Below are 23,927 nucleotides of genomic sequence, written 5' to 3'. Positions count from 1 at the left end.
CCACCGCCACCACCCCCAGATGCACCTTCGCCTGCGTCCTCGGCGTCAGTCGCGACGCGAGCCCGTGCGCATACGCATACCCGCCCAGCAGCGCCGCCTGGAAGAACAGCATGCACGCGGTCCAGACGCCGGGCGTGCCGCCATACCAGGGCAACGCATACCGCCCCGCGAGGGGCTGAACTCCGAACAACAGGAAGGCACTGGTGAAGATGGCGACGGCGTAACGGAGCATGCAGAACCTTGAGGCTGAATCAGACAGCGGGCGCGGGGGCCGCGGGTGGACGCCCGGAGCGCAGCGCACGCGCCCCAATCGTGAAGAGAGACAATGCCAACGCCAGCAACACCACCGCCACCACCCCGTTCACCCGGGAGGCGGCGGAGCTCGTCGGCTGCAGCGCCTCGCGCACCAGGAGGACGAGGCTGGTGAGCGTCACGGCCCCCACGAACAGCATGGGCACCAGCGCATAGACATACGGCCGGTTCGTGCTCTTGAGCCACACACAGACGCCCAGGAGAGACAGCGAGGCGAGCAGCTGATTCGACGTGCCGAACAACGTCCAGAACGAGCGCCACGCCCCCGTGCCCGCCAGCAGCACGAAGGCCAGCGGCACCCCACACGTCACCGCCGTGGCCACCATCGCCGACGCCCGCCCCTTTCTGCCCGTCAGCTCCTGGAGGATGTAGCGCCCCAGCCGCGTGGACACGTCGAGCGTGTCGAACACGAAGGTGGAGAAGGCCATGGCGCCGAACGTCGTGGCGAAGACGAGGTGCTCCTTGCCCAGCACCGTGACGAGGAAGCGGCCCAGGCCCGCGCCATACACCGCGCCCGGCGCCTTGCCCGTCAGCTCGCCCTTGGTGGCAATCATCACCGTCGCCAGCGCGATGACCGCCACGAAGCCCTCCAGCAACATCGCCCCGTAGCCCACCGGCTTGCAGTGCGTCTCCTTGTCTATCTGCTTCGACGTGGTGCCCGAGCACACCAGCCCGTGGAAACCCGAGCACGCCCCGCAGGCGATGGTGACGAAGAGGAAGGGAAACAGCGCGCCTCCCGGCCCCGGCACGTCGAAGCCCGCGAAGGCCGGCTGCTCAATCGACAGCGCCCCGGTCAGCCCGCCGTAGAAGATGCCCACCACGCCCACCGCCAGCGCCGCGTAGAGCACGAAGCCGCCCAGGTAGCCGCGCGGCTGCAAGAGCACCCACACCGGCGTGAGCGACGCGACGAAGCAGTACGCGAGGATGAGCGCCGCCCAGCTGCGCGCATCCATCACCAGCAGCGTGGACATGCGCGTGCCCAGGAACACCACGCCCAGCGTCGCCGGCACGAAGATGAGCGTCTGCAGCCACAAGGGCGGCTTCAGGTAGCGGTCCACCAACCCCATCACCATCGCCAGCCCCAGGTAGGCAATGGACGCGAAGGCCACCGCGCCCCCCAGGTTGAAGCGGAAGGTGAGGCCCTCCAGCTCCGCGTCACCGCTGACGAACGTCGCGGCCGTCGCATCCGTGAAGGCGACGATGACGTAGACGAGCGCCACCCAGATGAAGGCCAGCATCGCCAGCCCCGCCGTGGGCCCCAGGTGGCTGCGCACGACTTCCGCGATGGAGACGGCCCCGTGCCGCACGCTGGCCACCAGCGTGGCGAAGTCGTGCATCGCGCCGATGAACACCGAGCCCACCGCTATCCACAACAGCGCCGGCAGCCAGCCGAACTGCTGCGCCGCGAGGATGGGACCGGCGATGGGGCCCGCGGCGGCAATCGCGCTGAAGTGCTGGCCCAGCAGGTAGAAGGGCTTCGTCGGCACGAAGTCCACGCCGTCGTTCTTCGTGTGCGCGGGCGTGGCGGTCTCGCCGTCCAGACGGAACTGCCGGGCGATGAAGCCGCCGTAGAAACGATAGCCGAGGGCCAGCACCACCAGGAACACGCCGGCAATCAGGGGGAGGCTCATCCCTGAAGGCTTTCTTGCTCGGGACTTCCGGTCAACTCCATGACTTCTGGATGCCTCGGGAACAAGGCGGCGGACTCACTGCGTCAACCGGTCCAGTTGCCGCTGCGCCTCCCTCTTCAGCCGCTTCACCTTTTCAATGAGCTTCGGGTCGGGCTCCCCTTCGGAAGCCGCCACGAACTCGCGCGTGTCGTCCCGCTGCGAGCACAGGAGGCCCAGGTTGTCGCAGGAGCTGATGTCCTCCAGCTTCTTGAACACATTGAGCGTCTCCTTCCACTCCCTCTTCAGCTCGGCCTGGGCCTTGCTCGTAGGGGCCGTGACGATTCGCACGCGAGAGGCCGGGGCGCGCTTCGGAGAGGCCGACTTCGGAGGGGCGGGCTTCGTGGCGCTGTTGTTGTTCGACAGCGGGGCCAGGAGCGAGTCCCCGCCCTGATTGTCCTCGGCCTGCGCCGTCGGAGGCGGCACCGGGGCGCTCTCGGGTGTGGGCGAGGGGCTGTCCCCTGCGGCCTCCACGCCCGGCGCGGCCGATGGAGGCACGTCTGGCGCGGGCTCCGCGCGAGCCATGGCGGTGTCGGAAGGCGGGGGCGGAGTCCGCTCGATGGGCTTCGCGGCCGGAGGGCCCTCGTTGACCTGGGCGAGCCCAAACTGCTGTGCCAGGAGCTTGAGTAGTTCGGGCTTCAGGACGAGCGCGGCGGCGCCCGCCAGCAACGCGCCCAGGCCGCCCAGCACCACCACCCACATCACCACGGACCTGCCCTTGGAGCGCCGGGGCATGGAGGTCCTGCGGGTGTCCTCTCCGGCGCGGCGCGCGGCGGCCTGCGCGTTGGGCCGGACGGGTACCGCCGTGCGGCGCGTCTCGTCGTGCGAGGGCATGGACACGCGAACATCCGCGTCCTCCTCCTCGTCCTCGGCGGGCTCGGGTGCGGGCGCCGGGGCTGGCGCGGGACGGATGACGGAGGCGGACCCGGTGCGCCGGCCGCCCTGCACGGGCCGCATGCCGGGAGAGGACGCCCGAACACGGCTCGAGCCCGTCTTCGGACGCGCGCCTCCCTGCCGCTCCTCGTGCTCCCGCGCGGCGCCCTCCGCATCGCGAAGGAAGCCCTCGTCGAGCACCACGCGAGGCTGGGTGTCCTCATGGGCGACGGCCGCGGGACGCATGTCCGCCACGCGCGGCCCCCGAGGGTCCGTGTCCGAGTCGCGAGGCCCGCGAGGCTGCGTGTCGTCGGAGCGCTCCGCGCGCGGCGGCCGGGACGCGCGCGGGTTGGTGTCCATCTCCTCCACCCGCGCCGCCTGCTCGTCGTGGCCCATCTGCTCGGGCGTGAGCACCGGCATCTCGGCCCCATCCGACTCGAAGCCCGCCAAGGCCTCGGCATCGGAGTCGGCCCCACTCGCTTCAACGCCTCGGGACGAAGGCGCGCCGCCCGGGGCCGGGCGCGCGGGCGTGCCCGGCGTCGCGGGCAGGGAGACGGCCGGCATCATCATCACCCCCGAGCGCGTCGGAGCGCCCGGTGGCGGTGAGGAGAACGGACCGCTCGCCGCGGAGACCGCGGGCATCACCATCGCCCCCGAGCGCGCCGGAGCCCCCGGAGGCAGCGACCCCGAAGGAGCGCTCAGCGCCTGACGCTGCGGCATCGTCGCGGGCGGCACCGGCGCGGCGGGCGGCGGCAGGGGCGCTGGAGGCGGAGGCCCACCGGGACGGGGACCCGAGGCGGGCGCCGGAGACCGGGACGTCGCGCCGGGCCGCAGCAACTCGCCCCCAGCTCCACGCAGCGGCTCCGCGCGGGGCTCCGTCGGCTCCACCGGCCAGGGGGACGGCTCGGCGTTGGCGGGGCCGACCACGGAGCCCATGGGCACCAGCTCCAGCTCCGTGGGCCGCATGTCCGGCCGCGAAGGCGGCGGCGCGGGCGGCGTCCAGGGGGCGGGCGGAATCGCCTCCGGCGGCATCGTGGCCAGTGGCACCTCGCGCGTCTGCGAGGGGGGACGAATCACCGCGGGGACCGCGGGCGACGGCGCGGGAGGAGGACGATTGAAGGCCTCCGGCTCCACCTCCACCGAGGGCGACGTGTCCGGGTTCAGCCGGCTTGCCCGGGCGCGGGCCTCTTCCTCCAGGGCCTCCAGCGGGAAGGCGGGCCGCGTGGACTCGTCCATGGGGATGCCCGGACGCGTCTCACCGTCGTTCACCGGCCCCCCGGCCTCACGGCTGCGCGGCGTGGGGTGGAAGGAGAGCGCCTCCACCGGGCCATCCAGCCGGATGGTCTTCGCGGGCAGAATCGCCCCCGCCGGCAGCGTCGCGCGGGGCGCGGGGCCCCCGTCATCCTGCTCCGAGGCGCCCGAGCGAGGCTCCGGGGCACCGCCACCGCGCGGCACCTCCTTGAGGCTGGCCAGGAGGCGCCGCTCGGACTGGAAGTCCGCGGTGAACAGCTCGCGCATGAAGCGGCTGACGCTCTCCGGGCCCGCGTTCGCGTCAATCTCCATCAGGCACGTCTGCAGCCGGCCGCGGAACTCCTCCGCCGTCTGGAAGCGCTGCGCGGGGTCCACCTCCAACGCCTTGGCCACCAGCGCCGTCACCGAGCGCGGCGTGAGCGGCTCCACCTCGTCCAGCGGCGGCACCTTGGGGTTGGCGACGACGGACATCAGCTCGCCAGGGTGGATGCCGTCGAAGGGATTCTTCCCGGCGATGAGCTCGTAGAGCGTGAGGCCCACCGCGTACAAGTCACTGCGGCGGTCCACCGGCTGGTGCCGCGCCTGCTCCGGGGACATGTAGAGGAACTTGCCCAGGATGATGCTGGGGTTCGTCTTCGCCGCCGACAGCCGGCTCTTGGCCAGCCCGAAGTCGACGACCTTCACCTCCCCTTCGTAGGAGATGAGGATGTTCTGCGGAGAGATGTCCCGGTGGACCAGCTTCAGGTCCTCGCCGTCGTCATCCTTCTTGCGGTGCGCGTAGGCGAGCGCGTCCAGCACCCGGCCCATGACATAGAGGATGAAGGTGAGCGGCAGCGGCACCTGCCTGTCGCGCACCCGGGCGGCCACCTTGCGCAGGTCCTTGCCGTCCACGTACTCGAGGGCCATGTAGGCCTCGGCCTCGTGCAGCCCCATGTCCAGCACCTGGGCGATGGAGCCGTGGCTCAGCCGGACCAGGGTGCGCGCCTCGCCCACGAAGCGCTCGACGAAGTCGCCGTCCTCCGCGAGCTGGGGGAGGATTTTCTTGATGACGCACAGCTTCTCGAAGCCCTGCGCGCCCTCCAAGCGGGCGAGGTAGATCTCTCCCATGCCGCCCGTCGCCAGATGGGACAGGAGGGTGTACCGGCCAAAGGGCTGAGGCCGGAACGGACGCAGCCGGGCGGAAGGGTTATGGGCGTTCATGGAGGCGGGGGTCCACCATTGGGACTCCATTGAACCCCGTCCAGGGCCACTGCATCAACCCGTCAACCTGCCGCGAGGGGTTTTCACCGCAGGCCCGGGTTGGTGAGCGTGCCGACGTCCTCGTCGAGCACCTCGAAGACGGCCACCTTCTCCCGGGGTGCGCGGACCAACCGCTCCCCCAGGGGCATCACGTCGAAGCGGGCCCCCACGGTGGCCAGCATCTTCCCCGTCATCAGCACCTGCCCGGGGTTGCCCGTGGCGGCCAGCCACCCGGCGACGGGCATGCCCTCGCCCACGGCCGTGTAGTCCGAGCGCACCTCGTTGCCGATCATCCCCACCAGCGCGCGCGTGGTGTGCAGGGCCAGCCGCAGCTCGCAGCGCTCGTCCTGGGGGCGGCGGCTCATGGCCCGCTCCCAGTCGGAGCGCAGGGACAGCGCGGCGCGCACGGCCCGCACGGAGTCCTCGCCCTTCATGTACGGCACGCCGAAGAGCGCCCGCATGGAGTCGCCCAGGAAGCCCTCCACCGTGGCCTCGAAGCTGAACACGATGCCGGTGGCGCGCGCGTGGAAGTCGTTGAGCAGTTGGGTGGCCTTGGCCGCGCCGATGCGAGGGGCCAGGGCGCCAAAGCCCACCAGCTCCACGTGCAGCACGGTGAGGGTGCGCTCCTCCAGGCCCGTCAGCCTGCCTCCCTGGCGAAGGGCCTCGGAGGCGCGGCGCTCGGCGATGTCCGGCGGGTGGAAGCGCTCCAGCGTGCGGCGCGCGCGCTCCAGCGTGGCACCGCCCTCCTTGGGGGAGAACTTCTGCACGCCCGTGGCCACCAGGTGGGCCACCGCCGAGCAGGCGTCCAGCATGGGCTCCAGCCCGTCCCCCTTGGTGGTGGTGTTGACGTAGAGGACGCCCGCGTACGGGGGCTCCGCGCCAATGGGGATGCACAGCACGCTGTCCACGGCGTAGAGGATGACGCTCTCGCGCGCGGCGAAGCGGCGGTCGTCGCGCACGTCGCCCACCGCGAGCGCGCGGCCCTGCTTCAGCGCCTCCTCGACGATGGCGTCCGACACGGGCACCTCGCCCTTGGCCAGCTTGCCCCGGTGGCGCACGGCCGCGGGCACCAGCGCGCCCGTGGGGTGCTTGAGCAGCACCACCGCCGTCGTCGCGTCCGTGCGCTCCAGGAGCCGGTCCATCGTCGTGTCCAGGAAGGTGGACAGCGTGGTGGCGGTGGAGAGCGCTTCCGCGGTGCGGAACATCAGCACCAGCGTCTCCTGGCCCACGCGGGGACTGGCGGACGCAATCGGCGTGGACGCGGTGCTGAAGTCCTCGAAGGGCATGGGCCCCACGTTGTCCAACAGGCGCAGCACGTCCGCGTCCCGCACGCTCTTGGCGAGCAGCACGGAGGGGCCCACGTCCTGCCCATGGCCGAAGCGCACGACGCCGCCCGCGCCCAGGTCGACCATCTCCGTGGCCGCGTTCTCCACCGTGTTGGGCTGGCGGACCGCGAGCGTGTTCTCGCCCAGCGCCACGGTGTCCCCGGTGGACAGCTGCCGCGAGCCCTGCAGCGGCGCGCCGTTCACACGACTGCCGTTACGGCTGCCCAGGTCCTCGATGCGGAGGATATCCGCCTCGACGTACAGGCGCGCGTGTCGGCGCGAGACGAGGTCGCCACCGAGGACGATATCGTTCTCGTCCGCTCGGCCCAGGCTCGTCACGCCCTCGGGCAAATCGTAGGACGTATCGAAGTAGCCGGGCCCGTTGATGATGATCTGCCACATCGAATGCCCGACATTACACGACTCTCCCGTCTCATGAGAGAAGGAGACACCGCTTCGAGAGGGGGGACAGGAGTGACCCGGACCACGGGCGCGAGTGCCATGCGCCGCGTCAAGATTGACAGTGCGCGGGACGACTCGCAAGTGCCCGGCCGGGCAGGACTTCAGCGGGGCCGGTAGATGAAGACGCTCTCATTCTTGCGCACCGCGGTGAAGGTCGTCAGCGCCCGTTGCGCGGGCCCCTGGAGCACCGCGCCATCCAGGGCGAAGCGGGAGCCATGGCAGGGGCACTCCATGACGCCCTCGGACGGGAGCCAGTCCACCGCGCAGTCACCGTGAGTGCAGATGCGCCACAACGCCACGAAACATCCGGGCCGCGTGTGCACGAGCACCACGTCCAGGAGGGCCTGGGGCACGCGCACCTCCGCGTGGCCACCGGGAGCCTGGAGCGCCGGGTGGTCCGCGAGCCGCACCTCCACCCAGCCCTCCTCGGCGGTGCCCGGCAGGGGCGCCCCGGGACAGGCGGCGCCGTCGGGCGGGAGGTCCAGGACGACAGCCTCCCGCCACTCTCCGCCGCACCCCACTCCCAGCGCGGCCAGGGCACAGCCACCCTGGGCCAGCGTGAGGAGCGCGGCGCGGCGGTCCAGCTTCTTCGTCATGGCGCGGCGGTGAGCGACACGCCGTTCACCACGGCGACGCCGTCCAAATCAAACCCGGCGGAAGTGCCGGCGGAGCCGTTGGTGCCGGAGTCCTGGATGCGCACGTAGCGCGCCCGGCTCAGGCCCACGGTGGCCAGATCAAAACCGTCGCCACCCGCCACGGCGGGGTCCGTGGCGCTGATGCCAGCAGCGGGGTTGGCCGTCACGGGACGCACGCCCGCGCAGCCCGGGTAGTTGTTCGCCGCGTCCGAAGGGGCGCAGGGGAACTCGAACCACCGCACGCCGTCGTCGCTCACGGAGACCTTCGCCCGCTCGGTGAAGGCGCGAGGGCCTCCGGCGATGAGGAAGGCGTTCTCGAAGACGAGCAGGTCCACGCCCGGCCCGTCCATCACCGCGATGTCCGTGAAGCGCAGGGTGATGGAGCCCGACTTGCCCAGCGAGAGGACATCGAGCGAGCCGCTGTCCAACCCCGAGCCCACCGGCGGCCCCAGGACGACGGACGGGAAGCGGTCCTGCCCGAAGCCCGCGCCGAGGCCCGGAAGGAACTCCACGACTTCGTCCGCGTACGGGTCCGCGGGCACGGCGACGCTCGCGTCCCCGGGCTGCCCCGAGTCGTTCGGCCCCGCGTCTCCGGAGGGCGAGTCCTCGCCTCCGCAGGCCGTGAGGCTCAGGAGCACGACGAGCGCCGAGCCCCTGTGAAGCCAGGACGCGCGGCGACTCACGGGACCACCTGGAGGCGGACCAGCCGCTGGCCATTCTTGTCGGCGACGCCCACCAGCACGTCCGAGCCGAGCGGCTCCAGCATCGTGACGGTGGTGCACTGGTCCACGTAGTCCAGCACCGCGGCGCGCGCGCCCACGTTGACGGTGTCGCCACCGGAGCTGGTGGACAGCGCGAAGCGCGACACGTCGGTGCTCACGAAGCTGAAGTTCTCGTCATACCCGCCGCGGTTGACCACCACGCCCGCGCCGAAGGAGGACGCGCTGTCGAAGTCGCTGCCCACGACGATGGGCGACTGGCTCGCCAGCTCCACCGGCGTCCCACTGGTGATGGCCTGGGCGACGACGGACGGGGCCACGCCGTAGATGACGTTGACGAAGTCGCCGTTGAAGTAGCCCAGCGCGGCGACGCCGTTGTCCGCCACGGCGGTGAAGCCGCTGCCGACCGTGCCTTCCGGGAAGTTGGCCACGCGCACCGTGCCCAGCGGATTCTCGGACGTCACCAGGCCGTAGATGCCAAGGCCCGTGGGCATGGTGCCCAGACCGCCGCCGTTGATGAGCACCGCGCTCGTGTTCCCGTTCGAGAAGGCCGCCGCGGAGTAGTTCTTCGGCGCGGAGAGGAAGGACGACGAGGCGGGCGTGGCGATGTCGTAGAGCGAGACGGAGCCCGGAGCCCCGGAAGCGCCCGTGGTGTAGCCGGTGAAGACGCGCTGCCCGTCGTTGATGAGGTAGCCGCCCGCATAGACGGCGACGCTGCCAGCGCGGTCCTCCGGGGTGACGACGTCATAGAGCCTGGTGGTGGAGAGCTGGAGGTCGGGCCACGTGCCCATCGAGTACAGCGCGGCGTCCTTGCCGCCCCCCTGCACCGCGTAGAACGCGTACGTCGGGCCCGGCGACGAGCCCAGGGCGGAGATGCCATCCGGCAGCGGGGCCGTCTCGGTGGCGACGAAGCCCGGCTGGAGCGCGAGCGTGCCCAGCTTCGCGTCGTGCGGCGTGTTCTCACAGGTGACAGGGCCGGCGTCCGGCGTTCCCGCGTCCGGCGTGGGGTCCACCGGGCCAGAGTCCGGAGTGCCCGAATCCACGGGGCCTGCGTCCGGCGTTCCCGAGTCGGCGGGACCCGGGCCCGAGTCCGGCGTTCCCGAATCCACGGGGCCAGCATCCGGCGTGCCCGAATCCACGAGGCCAGCGTCCGGAGTACCCGAGTCGGGCGTCGGAGGCTGCTCCACCGGCTCCGTCTCGCACTTCTCGTCGACGCAGACCCACTGCTGGCCCGCGGGGGGCTGGCCATTGTCGGCGCGGCAGTCGAACTGGTCGACGCACTCGGGATTGCAACCGGTGCCGAGCAGGGCCACCGCGAAGGTGGTCACAGCCAGCGAAGCAGACTTCGTCCAGGGGGCTACGCGCTTCCAGTCAACGGTCTTCATCAGCGTCCTCGGTCCCTCTCCGCCCCCACGGGCGGGTGGGCTTCCAGGAGGACGCGGTCGAAGGCGGTCCCGGGCACACCCACGTGCACGGAAAAAAGGCTGACGCCTCCGCCGCCTCCCCTCGGAGGCCTCGGTGATGTCCGTGCCCGAAGGGCACGGGTCCTTGGCAGGTTTTCGGACTCGCAGGCGCGGATGCCCCAGGGGCACCCACCTAATGGCCGTCGCTTCCCAGCCCCACGGAGGGACCAGTGCTTCGTGACGGCGGTCGTTCCTGCACACCGCTGCGGGGCAGTCCCGGATTCACACCGGGTTCCCTAGAGCCACCGTGTTTCCACGCCAGCACCGAGGACGCCGGCCGGGATATGGCGGGTGGCGGGCATTGTCAATGGAGCGAGGTCACGTCGATGGCATTGGACACGGGGCGACGCGGGTCCAACGGGCACGCCTCCAGCGCGGGGCCCTTCGCCTCGGGCGTGGAGTAGCCACGGCGCTCGGTGAGGCGACCGTCTCCCACCTCCACCACGAAGACTCGGCCGGCGTTGGTGTCCGCCAGGTACACCGCGCCCTTCGCCACCGCGAAGCGACTCGCCACGGAGAGCACACACCCGGGCGCACCGGACTGGCAGCCGGGGTTGAGCGCGTAGGAGGCCACGACGGAGTCGTCCTTCACCAGCACCAACCCGGTGGAGCGCACGGACGTGGCGATGTAGCCATTCTCCGGGTCATAGATGGCCTCGCCGATGCAGGCGACCACGAGCTGGTCTCCCACCGCCTCGACGTAGCCCGCGTTGAGGCAGCGCTCCGCGCCCAGGTCGATGGCGCTCACCGCGCCAGTGGCCGGGTCGATGCGCGCGAGCATGCCCGGCCCGTTGGGACGGTAGTCATTCGCGGGGTTGAGGTTGGTGAGCGCCACGTAGACAGCCGAGCGCGTCGCCGTCACCGAGTACGGCAGCGGCATCACCGGGCCTCCGCCGAAGGGCTTCAGGTCCAGGCCCGTGAGCGACAGCGTGTCCACCTTGCGCGGCTGCTCGGGGTTGGAGATGTCCACGCGCGCCACGGCGTTGCCGTGCTGGAAGCTGGAGCTCGCGGTGCCGAACAGCGGGATGTAGAGCGTGGAGCCGAAGCGCGCGAGTGCCTGGGGACTGGTGTTCGCCCCCAGGTTCACCTGGCCCACCGTGCGCAGGCCCAGACCGTTGCCCTGTGCGGCGCCTTCGCGCTTGAGCACCTGGAGCGTGTTGTTCACCGAATCGATGACGTACACGTAGGGCGGGTCCACGAGGATGTCGTTGGGCGAGCCGGACACCACGCCCAGTGAGTCCTCTTCGACGAGAGCCCCCAGGTTGCCCCCCGCCGCCTGGAGCAGCTTGCCGTTCGTCATGTCCGCCGCGAGCACATAGCCATCCCACGATGCGAGCGACTGCACGCCCGCGCCGAACTCGCGCCGGGGCCCGAGCTGGTCCGTCCCCGCCTGGATGCCCACGAGCTGTCCGTTCGTGAAGCACGCCGTCACCACGTCGTAGGAGCACCGGCCCGTGCGGCACGACTGCACGTCCGGACACGCGACGCCGCACGCGCCGCAGTTCAGCACGTCACTCCGAGCATCCACACACGCGCCACCGCAGCGCAGCAGTCCCTCCGAGCAACCCGCGCGACACGTGCCCGCTTCACACACCTGACCCGTGGCACAGGCCGAGCCGCACGCCCCGCAGTGGGCCACGTCCGTCGCGGTGTCCACGCAGGCGCCACCACAGGACTCGGTGCCGGCGCGACAACCACAGACGCTGTCCTGACAGACCTCGCCCGTGGAGCAGGTGGTTCCACAGGCGCCGCAGTGAGCGGTGTCGCCGCGCAGGTCCACGCAGGTGCCCTCGCAGACGGTGAGGCCCGCGGTGCACACCACGCCTTCGTCCGGACAGCCGGTGAGCACGAGCGCCAGGAGACAGACCGACAGCAACGCCAGCGGCGTGGACTCAGGGAGACGGGGAGCGCGGGGCATGGGAGTCCTCGGAGGAAGGAGGCGAAGCGGGGTTCGCGTCGAACGCCACCGCGAGCGTCGCGTAGGCCGCGCGTCCTGGCAGCGGGAAGCCGGTGAAGTCCTGGGCCCGCGAGTCGAGGAGGTTCTTCACCTCGACGGACAAGGTGACGTCCGGCGCGTGCAGGAACGTACTGGAGGCACCCACGCTCCAGAGGGTACGGGACGGCAGGTCGCGCGTGCCGGTGCGGTTGACGAGCTGCGCGGCCTGGTAGAGCACCTCGGTGCGCGCGTTGAGCCAGTCGGGGCCAGCGCGCACGCGGCCCACCCACTTGTGGCGAGGGCGATAGGGCAGGTCCTGATTGTAGTAGCGCGGGTCGCCCAGTCGGTTCTGCGTGCGCAACCAGGTGTAGCTGCCGCTGGCGGACAGCCAGGAGAAGGGCCGCGCCTCGCCCTCCAGCTCCACGCCCCACACGCGGGCGGCGTCGAAGTTGTAGGGCCGCGCCATCATCGGCGGATACAGCTCGTAGGCGATGAGGTTCTCGTACAGCGCGGCGAACCCACCCGCCGTCGCGCTCCAGCGGGGTGCACCGGAGACGGTCTCCTCGGAGTCCCAGACCAGGGCGGTGTCCGCGTACAGCGCGCGCTCGGGCTTCAAGCCGGGGTTGGGCAGGAGCGTGCCCTGTCGGATGTACAGCTCCAGGAACGAGGGCGCGCGGTGGGACTGGCCCGCGTTGGCGCGCAGGCCGAAGCCACCGCCCAGCGACACCGCGGCGCCGAGCTTCGGAGAGAAGAGCCAGTAGGGCCCCACGCGCTCCAGCCGCAGCGAGGGCACCACGTCCAGCACGCCGCCGAACAGCGCCCACTCATCCATGGCCATGACGCTTCCGCGCCACCATCCCGCGGACTGCGAGCCCCGAGCCTCGGTGACCTGCTCGCCGGAAGACGCCACGGTGGTGGTCAGCGTGTGAGCACCGCCCAGCGGCAGCCGTCCCTCCAACTCCACACCGCCCACGAGGTGCCGCTGCGGACCACCCGCGCCGAGGAGCCCGCCTGTCACCTCCAGGCCATCTCGCCGGAAGAAGCCGCGCGCGCTGCCCTGTGTTCCCGCGCCTCCGAGCGCACCCGACCAGCGCACGCCGAGCGAGAGCCGGTCCAAATCCTGTCGCCCGGCGGACTGGGGGTTCTGCACCGTGCCGGGGATGGCGCGGTCCTCCAGGGCCAGCTCGGAGAGCACATCCAGGCGCGAGCCTCCGGGCAGTCGTCGTCGATAGCGCAGGAGCACGCCGCCGCCCTGGGCATCGTTGCGCGCGCGGGCCTCGGCGGTGACGGGGTTGTCGTCCACGGCGGGCAGCTCATCGAGCTCGTAGGCGAAGTCCCCATCCGAGCGTCCCGCGTGCAGCAACACGAGGCCATGTCCGTCGAGCAGCGGGCCGGTGACGGCCACGTGCCCCAGCGCCGTGTTCCAGCTTCCGTACGTGACTTCGCCACTGGCGCGCGCCTGTGCGGAAGGCGCGCGCGTGACGATGTTCACCGCGCCGCCCAGGCCTCCCGAGCCATAGCGAGCACCCGCGCCGCCGCGCAGCACCTCGAAGCGCTCCACCAACGCGGCGGGGACCTGGGACAGGTCCGCCATGCCTCCCGCGCCGTTGAGCGGGATTCCATCGAGGAACACCAACACCCCGTTCGACGCGGCGCCTCGGACGACCAGACTCTTGCTCTGGCCATAGCCCCCCGAGTCCTGCACCGCGAGGCCCACCGAACCGACGAGCAACTCCGCCGAGTCACGCGCCTCGCCCGTGCGAGCGGTGGCGTCGATGACCGTGATGGCGCCCGTCGGGTCCCTGCGCTCGGGTGAGTCAGGAGGCGGTGGTGACTTGCCCCGCACGACAGTGGAGCGCGCGCCGGGTCTCTCTGGCTCCACGGCGACTTCGGGTGGACTCGCCTCCACGTCCCGCATGGCATCGGAGTTCGCTTCGTCGCCGCCGACAGGCATCGCCTCGACGCCGGCCGTGGGCTCGACGTGCTCGGGGGGCGTGCCCGCATCGGCATCATCCGACGCCTGGGCGCGTGCATTGGCGGGGAGGCTGAGCGCCAGGCACACCAGGTGCCCGACGAGGAAGGTGCGCCGCATGCTCCGCCTTCCGCTCTCTCCATCGAAGAGAGAAGGCCATCCGAGCGTGTCGCCGCGCGACACGTTCGCACCCCTGGGCAGGTCTCCTGACTGATGGGCTCCTGCCCTGTCCTCCGGGCTACCCAATCACAGTGGCGGGACCGCACCGGAATCTCACCGGTTTCCCTCTTGAAAGCCCGACATGGGCACCCAAGGGCGCACCCCTTCTAAGGGGGTCACCTCCGTCGCGTCAAGCGCACCCGGGACGACGCGGCACGCGAGCGCACGTACTGCTCGAAGGCACTCGCTTGGAGGAACACCACCTCCGCGCCACCCAGTCGCAGCGACGCTCGGCTGAACAGCGGTGAAGTGCGCCCCGGCACTATCAACACGCCTTCCTGGTACGTGCCGCCGTGGCTCTCCAGGTCCGTCACGCTCCACACCTCGGTGTGCGGCTCTGGACGAAATCGCGCGTGCTGTCGCGACACGGTGGGCTCCGGCAGGACGATGTCGCACTCCGGGCTGCGTCCGACCGTCACCTCGGAACCACTTCCCGGCAGCCTCGGCCGCAGCTCGAAGACGACGGGCTCCACGACACGCGACGGCGACGGGCCCATCAGTGTCGGAGCCTCCACCGGGGACACCGCGCGCGGGAGACGCGGCATCGAGTCCCACACCAGCACGGGCCACCCGACACCTCGCAGCAGCGCCTCGCGGTCCTCCTGGAGCTGGGCCATCAGCGCTGACAGACGGTGGAGCACAGGGGTCCTCCAGGCCGGAAGGAAGGTGCGCTCACTAGCTTGTGCACGCCTCTCTCGTCTGTCCACCCCCGCTGGTGAGCGAAGTCGTCCCGGTGTCGCGAGGAAGTGGCATGCACCTCACTTCGCGAGGCCGCAGGCGCTCCCGAGCGTGAGCACGTCCGCGTCGTAGTGCAGCCCCAGGGCGCCGGAGGCCTCGATGTGGCGCACGAAGAGCGAGCCATACACCTCCGCGTTCCCACTGAGCGTCATCGTCGCGCCGGGCGCGTAGAAGTTTCCCGCGATGACACTGCCCGCGGAGATGCCCAGCGTCCCGGTGCCCGCCGAGTACACCCGCACGCGGGCCGGCGCATCGACGGAGCCCAGCAGCAGCTGTCCCGCCACCGTCACGTCGCCGCCGATGAACAGGTCCAGCTCTCCGGGCGGCACCACCTCCACGGAGAGCCGCTCGCCAATGACGACGGCATCGCGCACGAACAGCGCGGTGCGCTCGCGCACGACGAGGTTGAGCCGCCCCTGTCCCTCGATGCCCGTCAGGAAGAAGCGCCCGCACGGCAGCTCCAGCGTGCGCTCTCCGGTGAAGCCCTCCAGCGACGAGGCGTCCAGGTCGATGGCGGCGTTGTGGTTGTGCTCGGCGTGATTGGCGATGAGGCCGCGGATGTCCACCCGCGAGGCGTCATCACACGCGCACGGCGCCACCGACTCCACCGGCTCGCGCAGCACCTCCGAGGCCGTCACCGTGCCGGACATGAGATTCCCGGCGGGCACGGCCAGCTTGCCCTCCACCGTCAGCGACGCCAGACCCACGTCGCCGCGAACCCACGCATCGCCCGTCACCTGCGCTGACACGTTGCCCGTGAGCGGACCTCCGCTGTACAGGCCGCCGCCCACCGACAGGCCTCGTCCCAGCGAGATGCCATCCGCGCCGCCCGCGCTGAACCCACCGCCCACCCTCAACGTGTCGTTGGCCGCGACGCCGCCATTCGTCGCCACCGCGCCGCCCTGCCCTCCCGGCACGTACTTGCCCAGGGAGCTCCGGAACGCGTCCGTGGTGAGCGCCGCGCTGAACGCGAGCCTGTCACACGAGCACAACGCGAACCGGAAGGCGCGCTCCGCCAGATGGCCGCTGCACACCTTCTCGCCCGTGACGCTGTCGCCCACGAGCAGCAGCGGCCCGGTGGACGCACAGAAGGCCGCCTGGTCATCGGGAGGCTCGGCCTCCCCCGTTGGCCCACCATCGGACGAGGCCACCGGACCCGCGTCGTTGTGCGGGGTGTTGATGAAGGCCACCGGGTCCCTCACCGAGCACGCGGGCCCCACCGCGAGCCAGCCCAGCAGGACGAAGCCGCCAGGAGAACGCTTCCACCGCGATGCGAAGGCGCGAGTCATCGACCTGAAATCTCCCTCAGTCGGGTCCGAGCCGCCACCCCATGGGGCGAATCAGGATGTCGCGCGAGGAAGGCCTCCAGCGCTCGCGCCTCGCCGTCCCTGTCGCCCAGGGCCCGCAGGGCCTCCGCGACACCGTGACTCGCCTCTTCCTCCAGGATGCCCCCGGGCCAGCCCCGCTGCGCCTCCTGGTACTGCCGCAACGCCCCGCGTGCATCGCCCAGGTGCTCCAGCCGCAGCGAGCCCGAGGCCACGCGTGCCACATACGCGGACATGTCCTTCGGGTCGGTCCGGATGACACGCAGGTAGAGCGCCTCCGCGGCCTTCCACTGTCCCGTGGCCCGGTGCTCATTGGCCCGGCGCAACAAATCCTCCGGCGCGGGCGCACCCGGAAGCCGGTGCTCCACCCGGGGCTTCGTGGACGGTGGCGGCGCGATGACTTCGGGCCGGGCCGCGTCGACGCCAGGCACCTCGGACTCGGCCCGCGAGCCATCGACACCGGCGCCCTCGGACTCGGGCCGCCCGCCGCTGACGCCGGTACCATCCGGCAAAGCCCGCGCTCCACCCACACCGGTGACCTCGGGTGATGCCCGCTCCACGTCGACCTGCTCCGGACGCGCGGGCTCGAGCACGGTGGGGCTCGCGACGATTGACGGCTCGACGGGCGCGCCCGACTCACTCCGGCGAGACAGGTGCCAGGTGGCGACAGCCGTCGCGCCCACCACGAGCAGCGCGCCGCCCATCAACCACTCGTACCGTCGACGGGGACGCGGTGGCGGCGAAGGCGCATCCAGCGCGGCGAGCATGGCGGCCTGCACCAGCGCCGCGGACTTCTGCCGGGACAGTCGCCGTGCGGGCCCCGAGCCCTCATCGAGCGGCGCGAGCATCCCCGCCGGCATCCCGTCCTCATCCAGGGGCCGGCTCATTCCGTGCCTCCATCCGGAACGGAGCCGTCCTCGGTCGCCAGCGCGCGGAGCGCCGTGCGCCCCAGCCGCAGCCGACTGCGAATCGTTTCGAAGGGAATTCCCAGCTCGTCTGATACCTCCGACACACTCATGCCGAGCACATGATGCAACACCATCGCATGTCGCTGCTCGTCGGGAATACGGTCCAGCAGCATCACCATGCGACGGCGGTGCACGTACTCGTCGGGAGGCGCGTCCTCGGACGGCACCGCCATCAACTCCGCGGAGTCATCGCCGCGCCGCGCCTCGTTGCCCCGAGCGCGCTTCAGCCAGGCGAACGTCGTTCGCGCCACCACCCGGTCCACCCAGGACTGGAACTGCCCCTCACCCCGATACGTGGAGAGCCCGCGCAACAGCGCGATGAGCGCCTCCTGCGAGATGTCCTCCACCTCTCCATCCCCATGCACCAGGTAGCGCACGAGGTTGCGAACGCGCGGCAACAGCTCCATCAGCAAGGACTCGGCGGCCTCCCGGCGTCCCTGGATGGCCGCCTGGATGCGGGGGTCCGCTCCAGGACGTGCCTTGCCGACCACTTCCCGTCCCGTGCTCGTCATCGCCCCCATGGAGGGAGGTCGAGGCGAAAACGGGTCATCTCCACTCACGGCAGCAACACCAGCGCCAGGGCGAACCGGGGTCTTACCGCCCAGCCCTCATTGCGCGGCACGAAGTTTCCGTCCTCGGAGTAACCGAGCCGGGGGCGCCCGAAGACGGCATCGGCGGCGACGGTGGCCTCCATCGCGACCAGTTGGGAGAAGCGCCAGCGCAGCGAGGTGTCGGGCCCGGCCAGCAGGGCGGGGACGAAGCGGGGTTTGGCGGCGATGATTCCGCCGAAGTACGACTCCGTGCTGCGGCCGAAGATGAGCAGGCCCAGTCCCGCGCCCACGCCCCAACGAAGGTTCCCCGCTTCGATGAGCGGAGTGTCCAACCACAGGCCTCCGGCGTACTGCTCCAGCTTCACGTCCGTGCGCCCATCCGGGAGCTTCTTCTCCAGACCCGCGAGGACCTGGAGGCGGATGCGCAGCGTGCGGAACTCCCAGCCGGAGGCGAGCAGCAGGCCCTGATGGCCCGAGCTCTCATACCCATCCAGCGTCATCACCCCGCCCACCATCACCTGCCAGCGCAGCGACACCGAGTCCGAGGCCGCCGGTGGCATGGACCAGAGTTCTGGCGGCATGGGCGTGGGCTCGCGCTCCGTCTCGGGGGTGGCGGGCGCGGGCAGCGGGGACGCGACTTCGACGACGTCTCCCAGGGGCGTGCCGGCCTCCACCGCGCGCAGGGCGGAGCGCACGACGAGCGCCACGGCCTCGGCGCCCGCGGACCACTCGAGCGCGCCGGGCTGCCCTTCCAGTCGGGCGATTCGCACGAAGAGGTGGCGACTGCCGGGCTCGGCGAAGTGGACGCGCAGCTCGGAGCCCGAGCGCTGGAACCAGAGGACGGCGCGGGCCTGCTGCGCATCCGCCAGTTCGACGACGGAGCGCCACTGGTCCTGGGGCGTGCCCTCCAGGGACGGGCCGGGCATGGCGCGCAGCTCGACGGGCAGGTCGCTGCTCTGGCCTCGCACGCGCTCGAGCAGGGCGCCGTCCTCGTCCGAGGACACACGCGCCACGGCGAGCCACGGGCCGCCGTCCGCCGCGCGCACCTCCACGCCCAGGCACAGGGCGGCGACGAGCCCCAGCCGAATCAACACGACGCCCGATGCCATGTCGCGGAGGCTAGCGTCTCGTGCGTGCGCGCGGGAAGCCCCGGGGCAAACACGCCTCACCGCGACGACGTGGGTGGCAGGCGCACCGGAAAAGACGCGCTGCGCCTGCAATCCTCCGGCGGACGGGCAGCCATGGGCCTGGGCCTCCAGGCTGCCCTCGCGAGCGGCTTCAGCGCTGGACGCTCGGGGTGGCGCGCAGCTCGCGGCTGACGCGCTCGGCCTCGCGGAAGACGCGCAGCAGGTTGCCGCCCAGGATCTTGTGGAGCTGCTCGCGGGTGTAGCCCCGGGCCACCAGCGCCTCGGTGATTCGCGGCAGGTCCGCCACCGAGTCGAGCCCCTGGGGCGAGGAGTTGATGCCGTCGAAGTCCGAGCCCAGGCCCACGTGGTCCACGCCGGCCACCTTGGCGACATGGTCGATGTGGTTGATGACGGCCTCCAGCGGCGGGCGCGGCACCTTCGCGGCCCACTCCCAGCTCACCTCGGAGTCCGCGCGGAAGCGCGTGACGGGGTCCGAGTTCTTGTGCTTCGCCTCCACCGCGGCCTCGGCGGCCTTCCGCTCGGTGGCCATGGCGGCGTAGGCCTTGCGGTAGGTGTCGTCGACGAAGGCGGAGAAGAAGTTCACCATGACGACGCCGCCGTTGGCCGCGACGGCCTTGAGCATCTCGTCCGTCATGTTGCGCGGATGGTCCGTGAGCGCGCGGGCGGACGAGTGCGACGCGATGACGGGCGCGCGCGTCACCTTCACCGTGTCGAAGAACGTCTTGTCGGACACGTGGGAGACATCCACGAGCATGCCCAGCCGGTTCATCTCTCGCACGACGTCGCGGCCGAAGTCGGTGAGGCCGTCATGGTGCTTCACCGCCGCGTCCTGGATATCGCCCGACGAGTCCGCCCACTCGTTGGTGTTGGACCAGGTGAGCGTCATGTAGCGCACGCCCAGCCGGTAGAAGTCGCGCAGCACGCCCAAGTCGTTCTGGATGGAGTGGCCGCCCTCGACGCCCATGAGCGTGGCGAGCTTCTTCTGCTTGCCGGCGCGCGCGGCGACGATGTCCTTCGACGACAGGGCGAGCACCATCTGGTCCGGGTGCTTCTCCACCGCGCTGAGCACCGAGTCGATGATGCGCAGCGTCTGGTGGGTGTACTGGCCGGCGAACTCCTTGGGCTCCACCCAGATGGAGAAGAAGGCCGCGCCCAGGTTGCCGGCGCGAGCGCGGGTCAGGTCCAGGTGCCCCTGGCCATTGGGCGGCTGGGAGCCCACGTCGAAGCCCTCGTTGAGCATGCGCAGGGGCGTGTCCACGTGCGTGTCGATGATGAGCGCCGACTCGTGGATGGCGCGGGCCTTCGCGGAGATGGGCGACGACGCGGCGGGCGCGGCGGCGAGCGAAGGAGCGCCCAGGAGCAGCAGGGCGGCGAGGACGGAGCGGTTCACGCGGGCACCTCGGAACGACGGGACTTGGGGGGACTCTCCCACGGAGCCTGGATGGGATGAAGGGATGTCAGGGACGCGTGCTGCCCTGCCCCACCACGCCCAGGCCCGCGTAGACGGTCTCCAGCCACTTCTCCGTCTTGACGTGGCCCTCGCCGAAGCTCCGGTACTGCTCCGGCAGCCCCTCCGCCTTCACCTGCTCCAGCGTCCTGCCCGCCACCTTCTTGCGCCGCACGAGCGCCGTCGTCTCGCGCAGCATGGCGACGAAGCGCTCCAACTCCTCGCGCCCCGCGAGCGCGCCGTGGCCCGGGATGATGCGCACGCCCGCGGGCAGGCTCGCGAGCACGCCCTCCACGTTGCGCACGTAGCCCTCCACGCTGCCGCCCGCCTCCAGGTCGATGACGGGGAAGCGGTCCGTGAAGAACTGGTCGCCCACGTGCAACACGTTGCTGCCCACGAAGAGCACGGTGCTGTCGCCATCCGTGTGGCCCGACGGCAGGTGCGTCATCCGAACCTCCTCGCCGTTGAACCAGAGGCTGAGGCCCTGCTGGAAGGTGAGGATGGGACGCGCGTGTTCCGGCGCGGGAGGCAGCGTCTCACCCCGGCGGACCCTCGGCTTCGACATGCGCGCGCGCACGGCGTCGTGCGCCACCAGGGTCGCCTCGCGCCCGAGCACCGCGTTGCCTCCGGTGTGGTCGCTGTGCACGTGCGTGTTGAGGACGTAGACGAGCTTCTGCTTGCTCAGGGTCTTCAGCGCCGCGCGGACCTTGTCGATGAGCGGGGCGAAGTCGTCGTCCACCAGGAGCACGCCGTCGGGCCCCACCGAGACGGCCATGTTGCCACCCGCGCCCTGGAGCAGATGAATGTTGCCGGCGACGGGCGTGGCGCGCACCTCCACCTGGGAGAAGTCGCGCTCCTGCGCGAGCACGAGGCAGGGGAGCAGGACGAGCACGGCGGCAACGGCCTTCATGCGACCTCCAGACGACGGGGATGCGTCCGCGGGCTTCTTAGCAAACCTGGCGTTCGTTCATTCCCGAGAGCCTCACTTCTCCCGCGAGCCACGGACCGTCCCGCGAACAAGCGGCGCGCCAGCGCAAGGAATCGCGCAGCGCCCTTCTCGCGCGTGGGCGCCTCGCGCGCCTCGGTGAACCTCACGCATCTCGCCGCGTGAGAAGCCACTGGAGTCCCGGCGCCCGTCCTCGCGGTGGGACACCTCGCGGATGCGTGCACGGTGGTGATGACGCGCCTCCGAGGGAGACGGCCCTGGCACGGCGACTGCTCAAGCAGCCGGCGACCTCAGGCGGTCAAGCCGGAGAGGCGGTCGCGCCGTGGTGGCGCGGTGTGGAGTGTGGAGGCGGAAGATGCTGATGGCGGGGAAGCGACTGGCGGTGTTCTCCATTCGCGAGGGCAAGGGCGGGAGCATCTGGGTGCGGGCGGGCAGCGCGTTCGTGAACAAGGACGGCTCGCTGAACGTGTTGCTGGATGTGCTGCCGCTGGACGGCAAGCTGCACGTGCGTGAGGCGGCGGAGAAGCGGGACACTCCGGGAGTCGGCGGGCGGTACGCGCCCGAGGTGGGGCTGGACGCGGCGCCCGTGGGGGGCCACTCGTGAGGGCCGCGTGGGGACTGCTGGCGCTGGTGCTCTTGGTGGGGAAGCCCGGCGTGGCGGACGCGGCGCGACTGCGCACCCAGTACTCGGGCGTGGTGAACCTCAACGAGGCGACGGCGGCGGAACTCGACTTGCTGCCCGGCGTGGGTGACGCGGCGGCGCAGCGCATCATCCAGCACCGGGGCAAGCGCCCCTTCCAGCGGGTGGAGGAGCTGGTGCGGGTGAAGGGCTTCGGCCGCAAGAAGTTCCTCAAGCTCAAGGCCCACCTGACGCTGAGCGGCCCCACCACCTTGAAGGTGGAGCAGGTGGCCCCGCCTCCCGAGGGAAAGGAGGTGGTCGCCACGAACAACTGACACGACGCATCCATTCACTACTGGGGAGCGGGGTCGCCGCCCGGGTCCGCATCGTGGCCCGGGCGGTGGCCCTGCCCGAAGTCCCGGCTTCGCGCCGGGGGAGCGGCCAGGCACCTCGCAAGTGAGGTTTGTATCTGGAACCCGGCTGGTAGAGCATCCGCCGCCATGAACCGACGACTGCCTCGACTGCTCACCGCGCTGCCCGTCTCGGCCGCGCTGGTTGCTCCGCCCGTCCTCGCGTGTACCAGCATGCTGGTCAACAAGGGCGCCACGGCGGACGGCGCCACCCTGATGACGTACGCCGCGGACGCGCACGAGCTGTACGGCGAGCTGTACTACACGCCCGCGCGCCGCCACGCCGAGGGCGCCTGGCGCGACATCATCGAGTGGGACACCGGCAAGCACCTGGGGCGCATCCCCGAGGCGCCGGTGACGTACTCCGTCGTCGGCAACATGAACGAGCACCAGCTCTCCATCGGCGAGTCCACCTTCTCCGGCCGCAAGGAGCTGGAGGCGCCCGCGGGCATCGTCGACTACGGCTCGCTCATCTACATCGCGCTGGAGCGCTCCAAGACGGCCCGCGAGGCAATCTCGGTGATGACCAAGCTGGTGGCCGAGCACGGCTACGCGTCCACCGGTGAGTCCTTCTCCATCGCCGACCCCAAGGAGGCGTGGCTGCTGGAGATGATTGGCAAGGGCGAAGGCCAGAAGGGCGCGGTGTGGGTGGCCCGCAAGCTGCCCGAAGGGCACATCACCGCCCACGCCAACCAGTCGCGCATCGAGCAGTTCCCGCTGAACGATTCGGACAACGTGCTGTACTCGCCGGACGTCATCTCCTTCGCTCGCGAGAAGGGCTGGTTCAAGGGCGCGGACAAGGACTTCAGCTTCGCGGAGACGTACAACCCGCTCGACTTCGGCGGGCAGCGCTTCTCCGAGGCGCGGGTGTGGAGCATCTTCCGGCGCGCGGCGCCGTCGAAGAACTTCGGTCCGGAGTACGCGGATGGCTCCGCGCCGGCCAAGCGGCTGCCCCTGTGGGTCAAGCCGGACAAGAAGCTGTCCGTGCAGGACGTCATGGCGCTGATGCGCGACCACTTCGACAACACGCCGCTCGACATGTCCAAGGACGTGGGCGCGGGGCCCTACGCGCTGCCCTATCGCTGGCGGCCGATGACGTGGGAGGTGGACGGCAAGAAGTACGTCCACGAGCGCGCCATCTCCACGCAGCAGACGGGCTTCTCCTTCGTCGCGCAGATGCGCGGCTCCATGCCGGCGCCCATCGGCGGCGTGCTCTGGTTCGGCGTGGATGACACGTCGATGACGGTCTACACGCCGATGTACGCGGGCATCCGGCAGGTGCCGAGGAACTTCGCCCAGGGCGTCGCCAGCCGCGGGGCGTTCTCCTGGGACTCCTCCTTCTGGGTGTTCAACTGGGTGTCCAACCAGGCCTATTCGCGCTGGAGCGACATGTCCGTGGACGTGCGGAAGGAGCAGGGCGCGCTGGAGGGCCAGTTCCTCGCGGACCAGGCCGACATCGAGAAGACGGCGCTGGAGCACTACAAGCGCAGCCCGGAAGAGGCGCGGCAGTACCTCACCACCTACTCGGTGCAGCAGGGCGAGAAGGTCCACGCGCGCTGGCGGAAGCTCGGCGAGACGCTGCTGGTGAAGTACATCGACGGCAACGTCCGCGACGAGCAGGGCAAGGTGAACCACCCCAAGTACCCGGAGAGCTGGTACCGGCGCATCGCCCAGGAGCGCGGCAAGACGCTGGAGATGCCGC

The 23,927-nt window shown here is 71.0% G+C and carries 18 protein-coding genes, 1 pseudogene and 2 riboswitches; of the genes and pseudogenes, 3 read left to right on the top strand and 16 right to left on the bottom strand.

Translation table 11 applies throughout. The annotated features are described in order from the left end of the window. From HUW62_RS31310 to HUW62_RS31235, 16 genes and pseudogenes are all read right to left on the bottom strand, one after another. Window positions 1-232 (bottom strand): annotated as a pseudogene (locus HUW62_RS31310) (ferrichrome ABC transporter permease); the annotation flags it as partial. 19 nt (window positions 233-251) lie between these two features. After that, on the bottom strand, window positions 252-1,943 hold the full coding sequence (locus HUW62_RS31305) for a carbon starvation protein A (protein ID WP_176436492.1): 1,692 nt from the start codon (window positions 1,941-1,943) through the stop codon (window positions 252-254). 75 nt (window positions 1,944-2,018) lie between these two features. Beyond that, entirely contained in the window at window positions 2,019-5,303 is a 3,285-nt protein-coding gene (locus HUW62_RS31300; protein ID WP_176436491.1) for a serine/threonine-protein kinase, read from the bottom strand. A gap of 83 nt (window positions 5,304-5,386) precedes the next feature. Continuing rightward, window positions 5,387-7,069, bottom strand: a complete 1,683-nt coding sequence (locus HUW62_RS31295; protein WP_176436490.1) for an FHA domain-containing protein — start codon at window positions 7,067-7,069, stop codon at window positions 5,387-5,389. A gap of 161 nt (window positions 7,070-7,230) precedes the next feature. Then, entirely contained in the window at window positions 7,231-7,725 is a 495-nt protein-coding gene (locus tag HUW62_RS31290) for a ubiquinol-cytochrome c reductase iron-sulfur subunit (protein WP_176436489.1), read from the bottom strand. Next, window positions 7,722-8,447 (bottom strand): cell surface protein, encoded by a 726-nt coding sequence (locus HUW62_RS31285; protein ID WP_176436488.1) that lies wholly within the window; start codon window positions 8,445-8,447, stop codon window positions 7,722-7,724. The genes HUW62_RS31290 and HUW62_RS31285 overlap by 4 nt, the downstream gene beginning before the upstream one ends. Further along, window positions 8,444-9,868 carry a hypothetical protein gene (locus tag HUW62_RS31280; RefSeq protein WP_176436487.1) on the bottom strand — a complete coding sequence of 475 codons (1,425 nt, stop codon included), beginning with the start codon at window positions 9,866-9,868 and terminating at the stop codon, window positions 8,444-8,446. The genes HUW62_RS31285 and HUW62_RS31280 overlap by 4 nt, the downstream gene beginning before the upstream one ends. 147 nt (window positions 9,869-10,015) lie before the next feature. Then, a riboswitch (cobalamin riboswitch) is annotated at window positions 10,016-10,230 on the bottom strand. 20 nt (window positions 10,231-10,250) lie between these two features. Beyond that, a complete protein-coding gene (locus HUW62_RS31275; protein WP_163863976.1) occupies window positions 10,251-11,864 on the bottom strand; it encodes an MXAN_6577-like cysteine-rich protein in 1,614 nt (537 codons plus the stop codon). Beyond that, window positions 11,839-13,974 carry a TonB-dependent siderophore receptor gene (locus tag HUW62_RS31270; RefSeq protein WP_176436486.1) on the bottom strand — a complete coding sequence of 712 codons (2,136 nt, stop codon included), beginning with the start codon at window positions 13,972-13,974 and terminating at the stop codon, window positions 11,839-11,841. Before HUW62_RS31270 ends, HUW62_RS31275 begins: the two co-directional genes overlap by 26 nt. A gap of 58 nt (window positions 13,975-14,032) precedes the next feature. Further along, window positions 14,033-14,182, bottom strand: a riboswitch (cobalamin riboswitch). Between the two features lie 7 nt (window positions 14,183-14,189). Beyond that, window positions 14,190-14,714 carry an FHA domain-containing protein gene (locus tag HUW62_RS31265; RefSeq protein WP_240356200.1) on the bottom strand — a complete coding sequence of 175 codons (525 nt, stop codon included), beginning with the start codon at window positions 14,712-14,714 and terminating at the stop codon, window positions 14,190-14,192. Window positions 14,715-14,831: 117 nt separating this feature from the next. Then, complete coding sequence (locus HUW62_RS31260; protein WP_176436485.1) at window positions 14,832-16,100, bottom strand: hypothetical protein; 1,269 nt, start codon at window positions 16,098-16,100, stop codon at window positions 14,832-14,834. Further along, window positions 16,097-17,023, bottom strand: coding sequence for a tol-pal system YbgF family protein (locus tag HUW62_RS31255; protein ID WP_176436484.1), 927 nt, complete (start codon window positions 17,021-17,023; stop codon window positions 16,097-16,099). Before HUW62_RS31255 ends, HUW62_RS31260 begins: the two co-directional genes overlap by 4 nt. Beyond that, window positions 17,020-17,616, bottom strand: a complete 597-nt coding sequence (locus HUW62_RS31250; RefSeq protein WP_176436483.1) for an RNA polymerase sigma factor — start codon at window positions 17,614-17,616, stop codon at window positions 17,020-17,022. Before HUW62_RS31250 ends, HUW62_RS31255 begins: the two co-directional genes overlap by 4 nt. Before the next feature lie 44 nt (window positions 17,617-17,660). Further along, window positions 17,661-18,764, bottom strand: a complete 1,104-nt coding sequence (locus tag HUW62_RS31245; RefSeq protein ID WP_176436482.1) for an FAD-binding oxidoreductase — start codon at window positions 18,762-18,764, stop codon at window positions 17,661-17,663. Window positions 18,765-18,933: 169 nt separating this feature from the next. After that, window positions 18,934-20,193, bottom strand: a complete 1,260-nt coding sequence (locus HUW62_RS31240) for a dipeptidase (RefSeq protein ID WP_176436481.1) — start codon at window positions 20,191-20,193, stop codon at window positions 18,934-18,936. A 67-nt stretch (window positions 20,194-20,260) separates the two neighbouring features. Further along, complete coding sequence (locus HUW62_RS31235) at window positions 20,261-21,160, bottom strand: MBL fold metallo-hydrolase (RefSeq protein ID WP_176436480.1); 900 nt, start codon at window positions 21,158-21,160, stop codon at window positions 20,261-20,263. A 391-nt stretch (window positions 21,161-21,551) separates the two neighbouring features. Between HUW62_RS31235 and HUW62_RS31230 the strand changes: the two genes are divergently transcribed. From HUW62_RS31230 to HUW62_RS31220, 3 genes are all read left to right on the top strand, one after another. Then, complete coding sequence (locus HUW62_RS31230; RefSeq protein ID WP_163863983.1) at window positions 21,552-21,800, top strand: hypothetical protein; 249 nt, start codon at window positions 21,552-21,554, stop codon at window positions 21,798-21,800. After that, a complete protein-coding gene (locus HUW62_RS31225; protein ID WP_163863984.1) occupies window positions 21,797-22,150 on the top strand; it encodes a helix-hairpin-helix domain-containing protein in 354 nt (117 codons plus the stop codon). Before HUW62_RS31230 ends, HUW62_RS31225 begins: the two co-directional genes overlap by 4 nt. 165 nt (window positions 22,151-22,315) lie before the next feature. Further along, a partial coding sequence (locus tag HUW62_RS31220) for a dipeptidase (protein WP_176436479.1) occupies window positions 22,316-23,927 on the top strand: 1,612 nt, incomplete at its 3' end.

The organism is Myxococcus sp. AM011, assembly GCF_013372595.1.
Classification (GTDB): domain Bacteria; phylum Myxococcota; class Myxococcia; order Myxococcales; family Myxococcaceae; genus Myxococcus; species Myxococcus eversor.
This window is presented reverse-complemented; position numbering and strand designations above follow the sequence as displayed.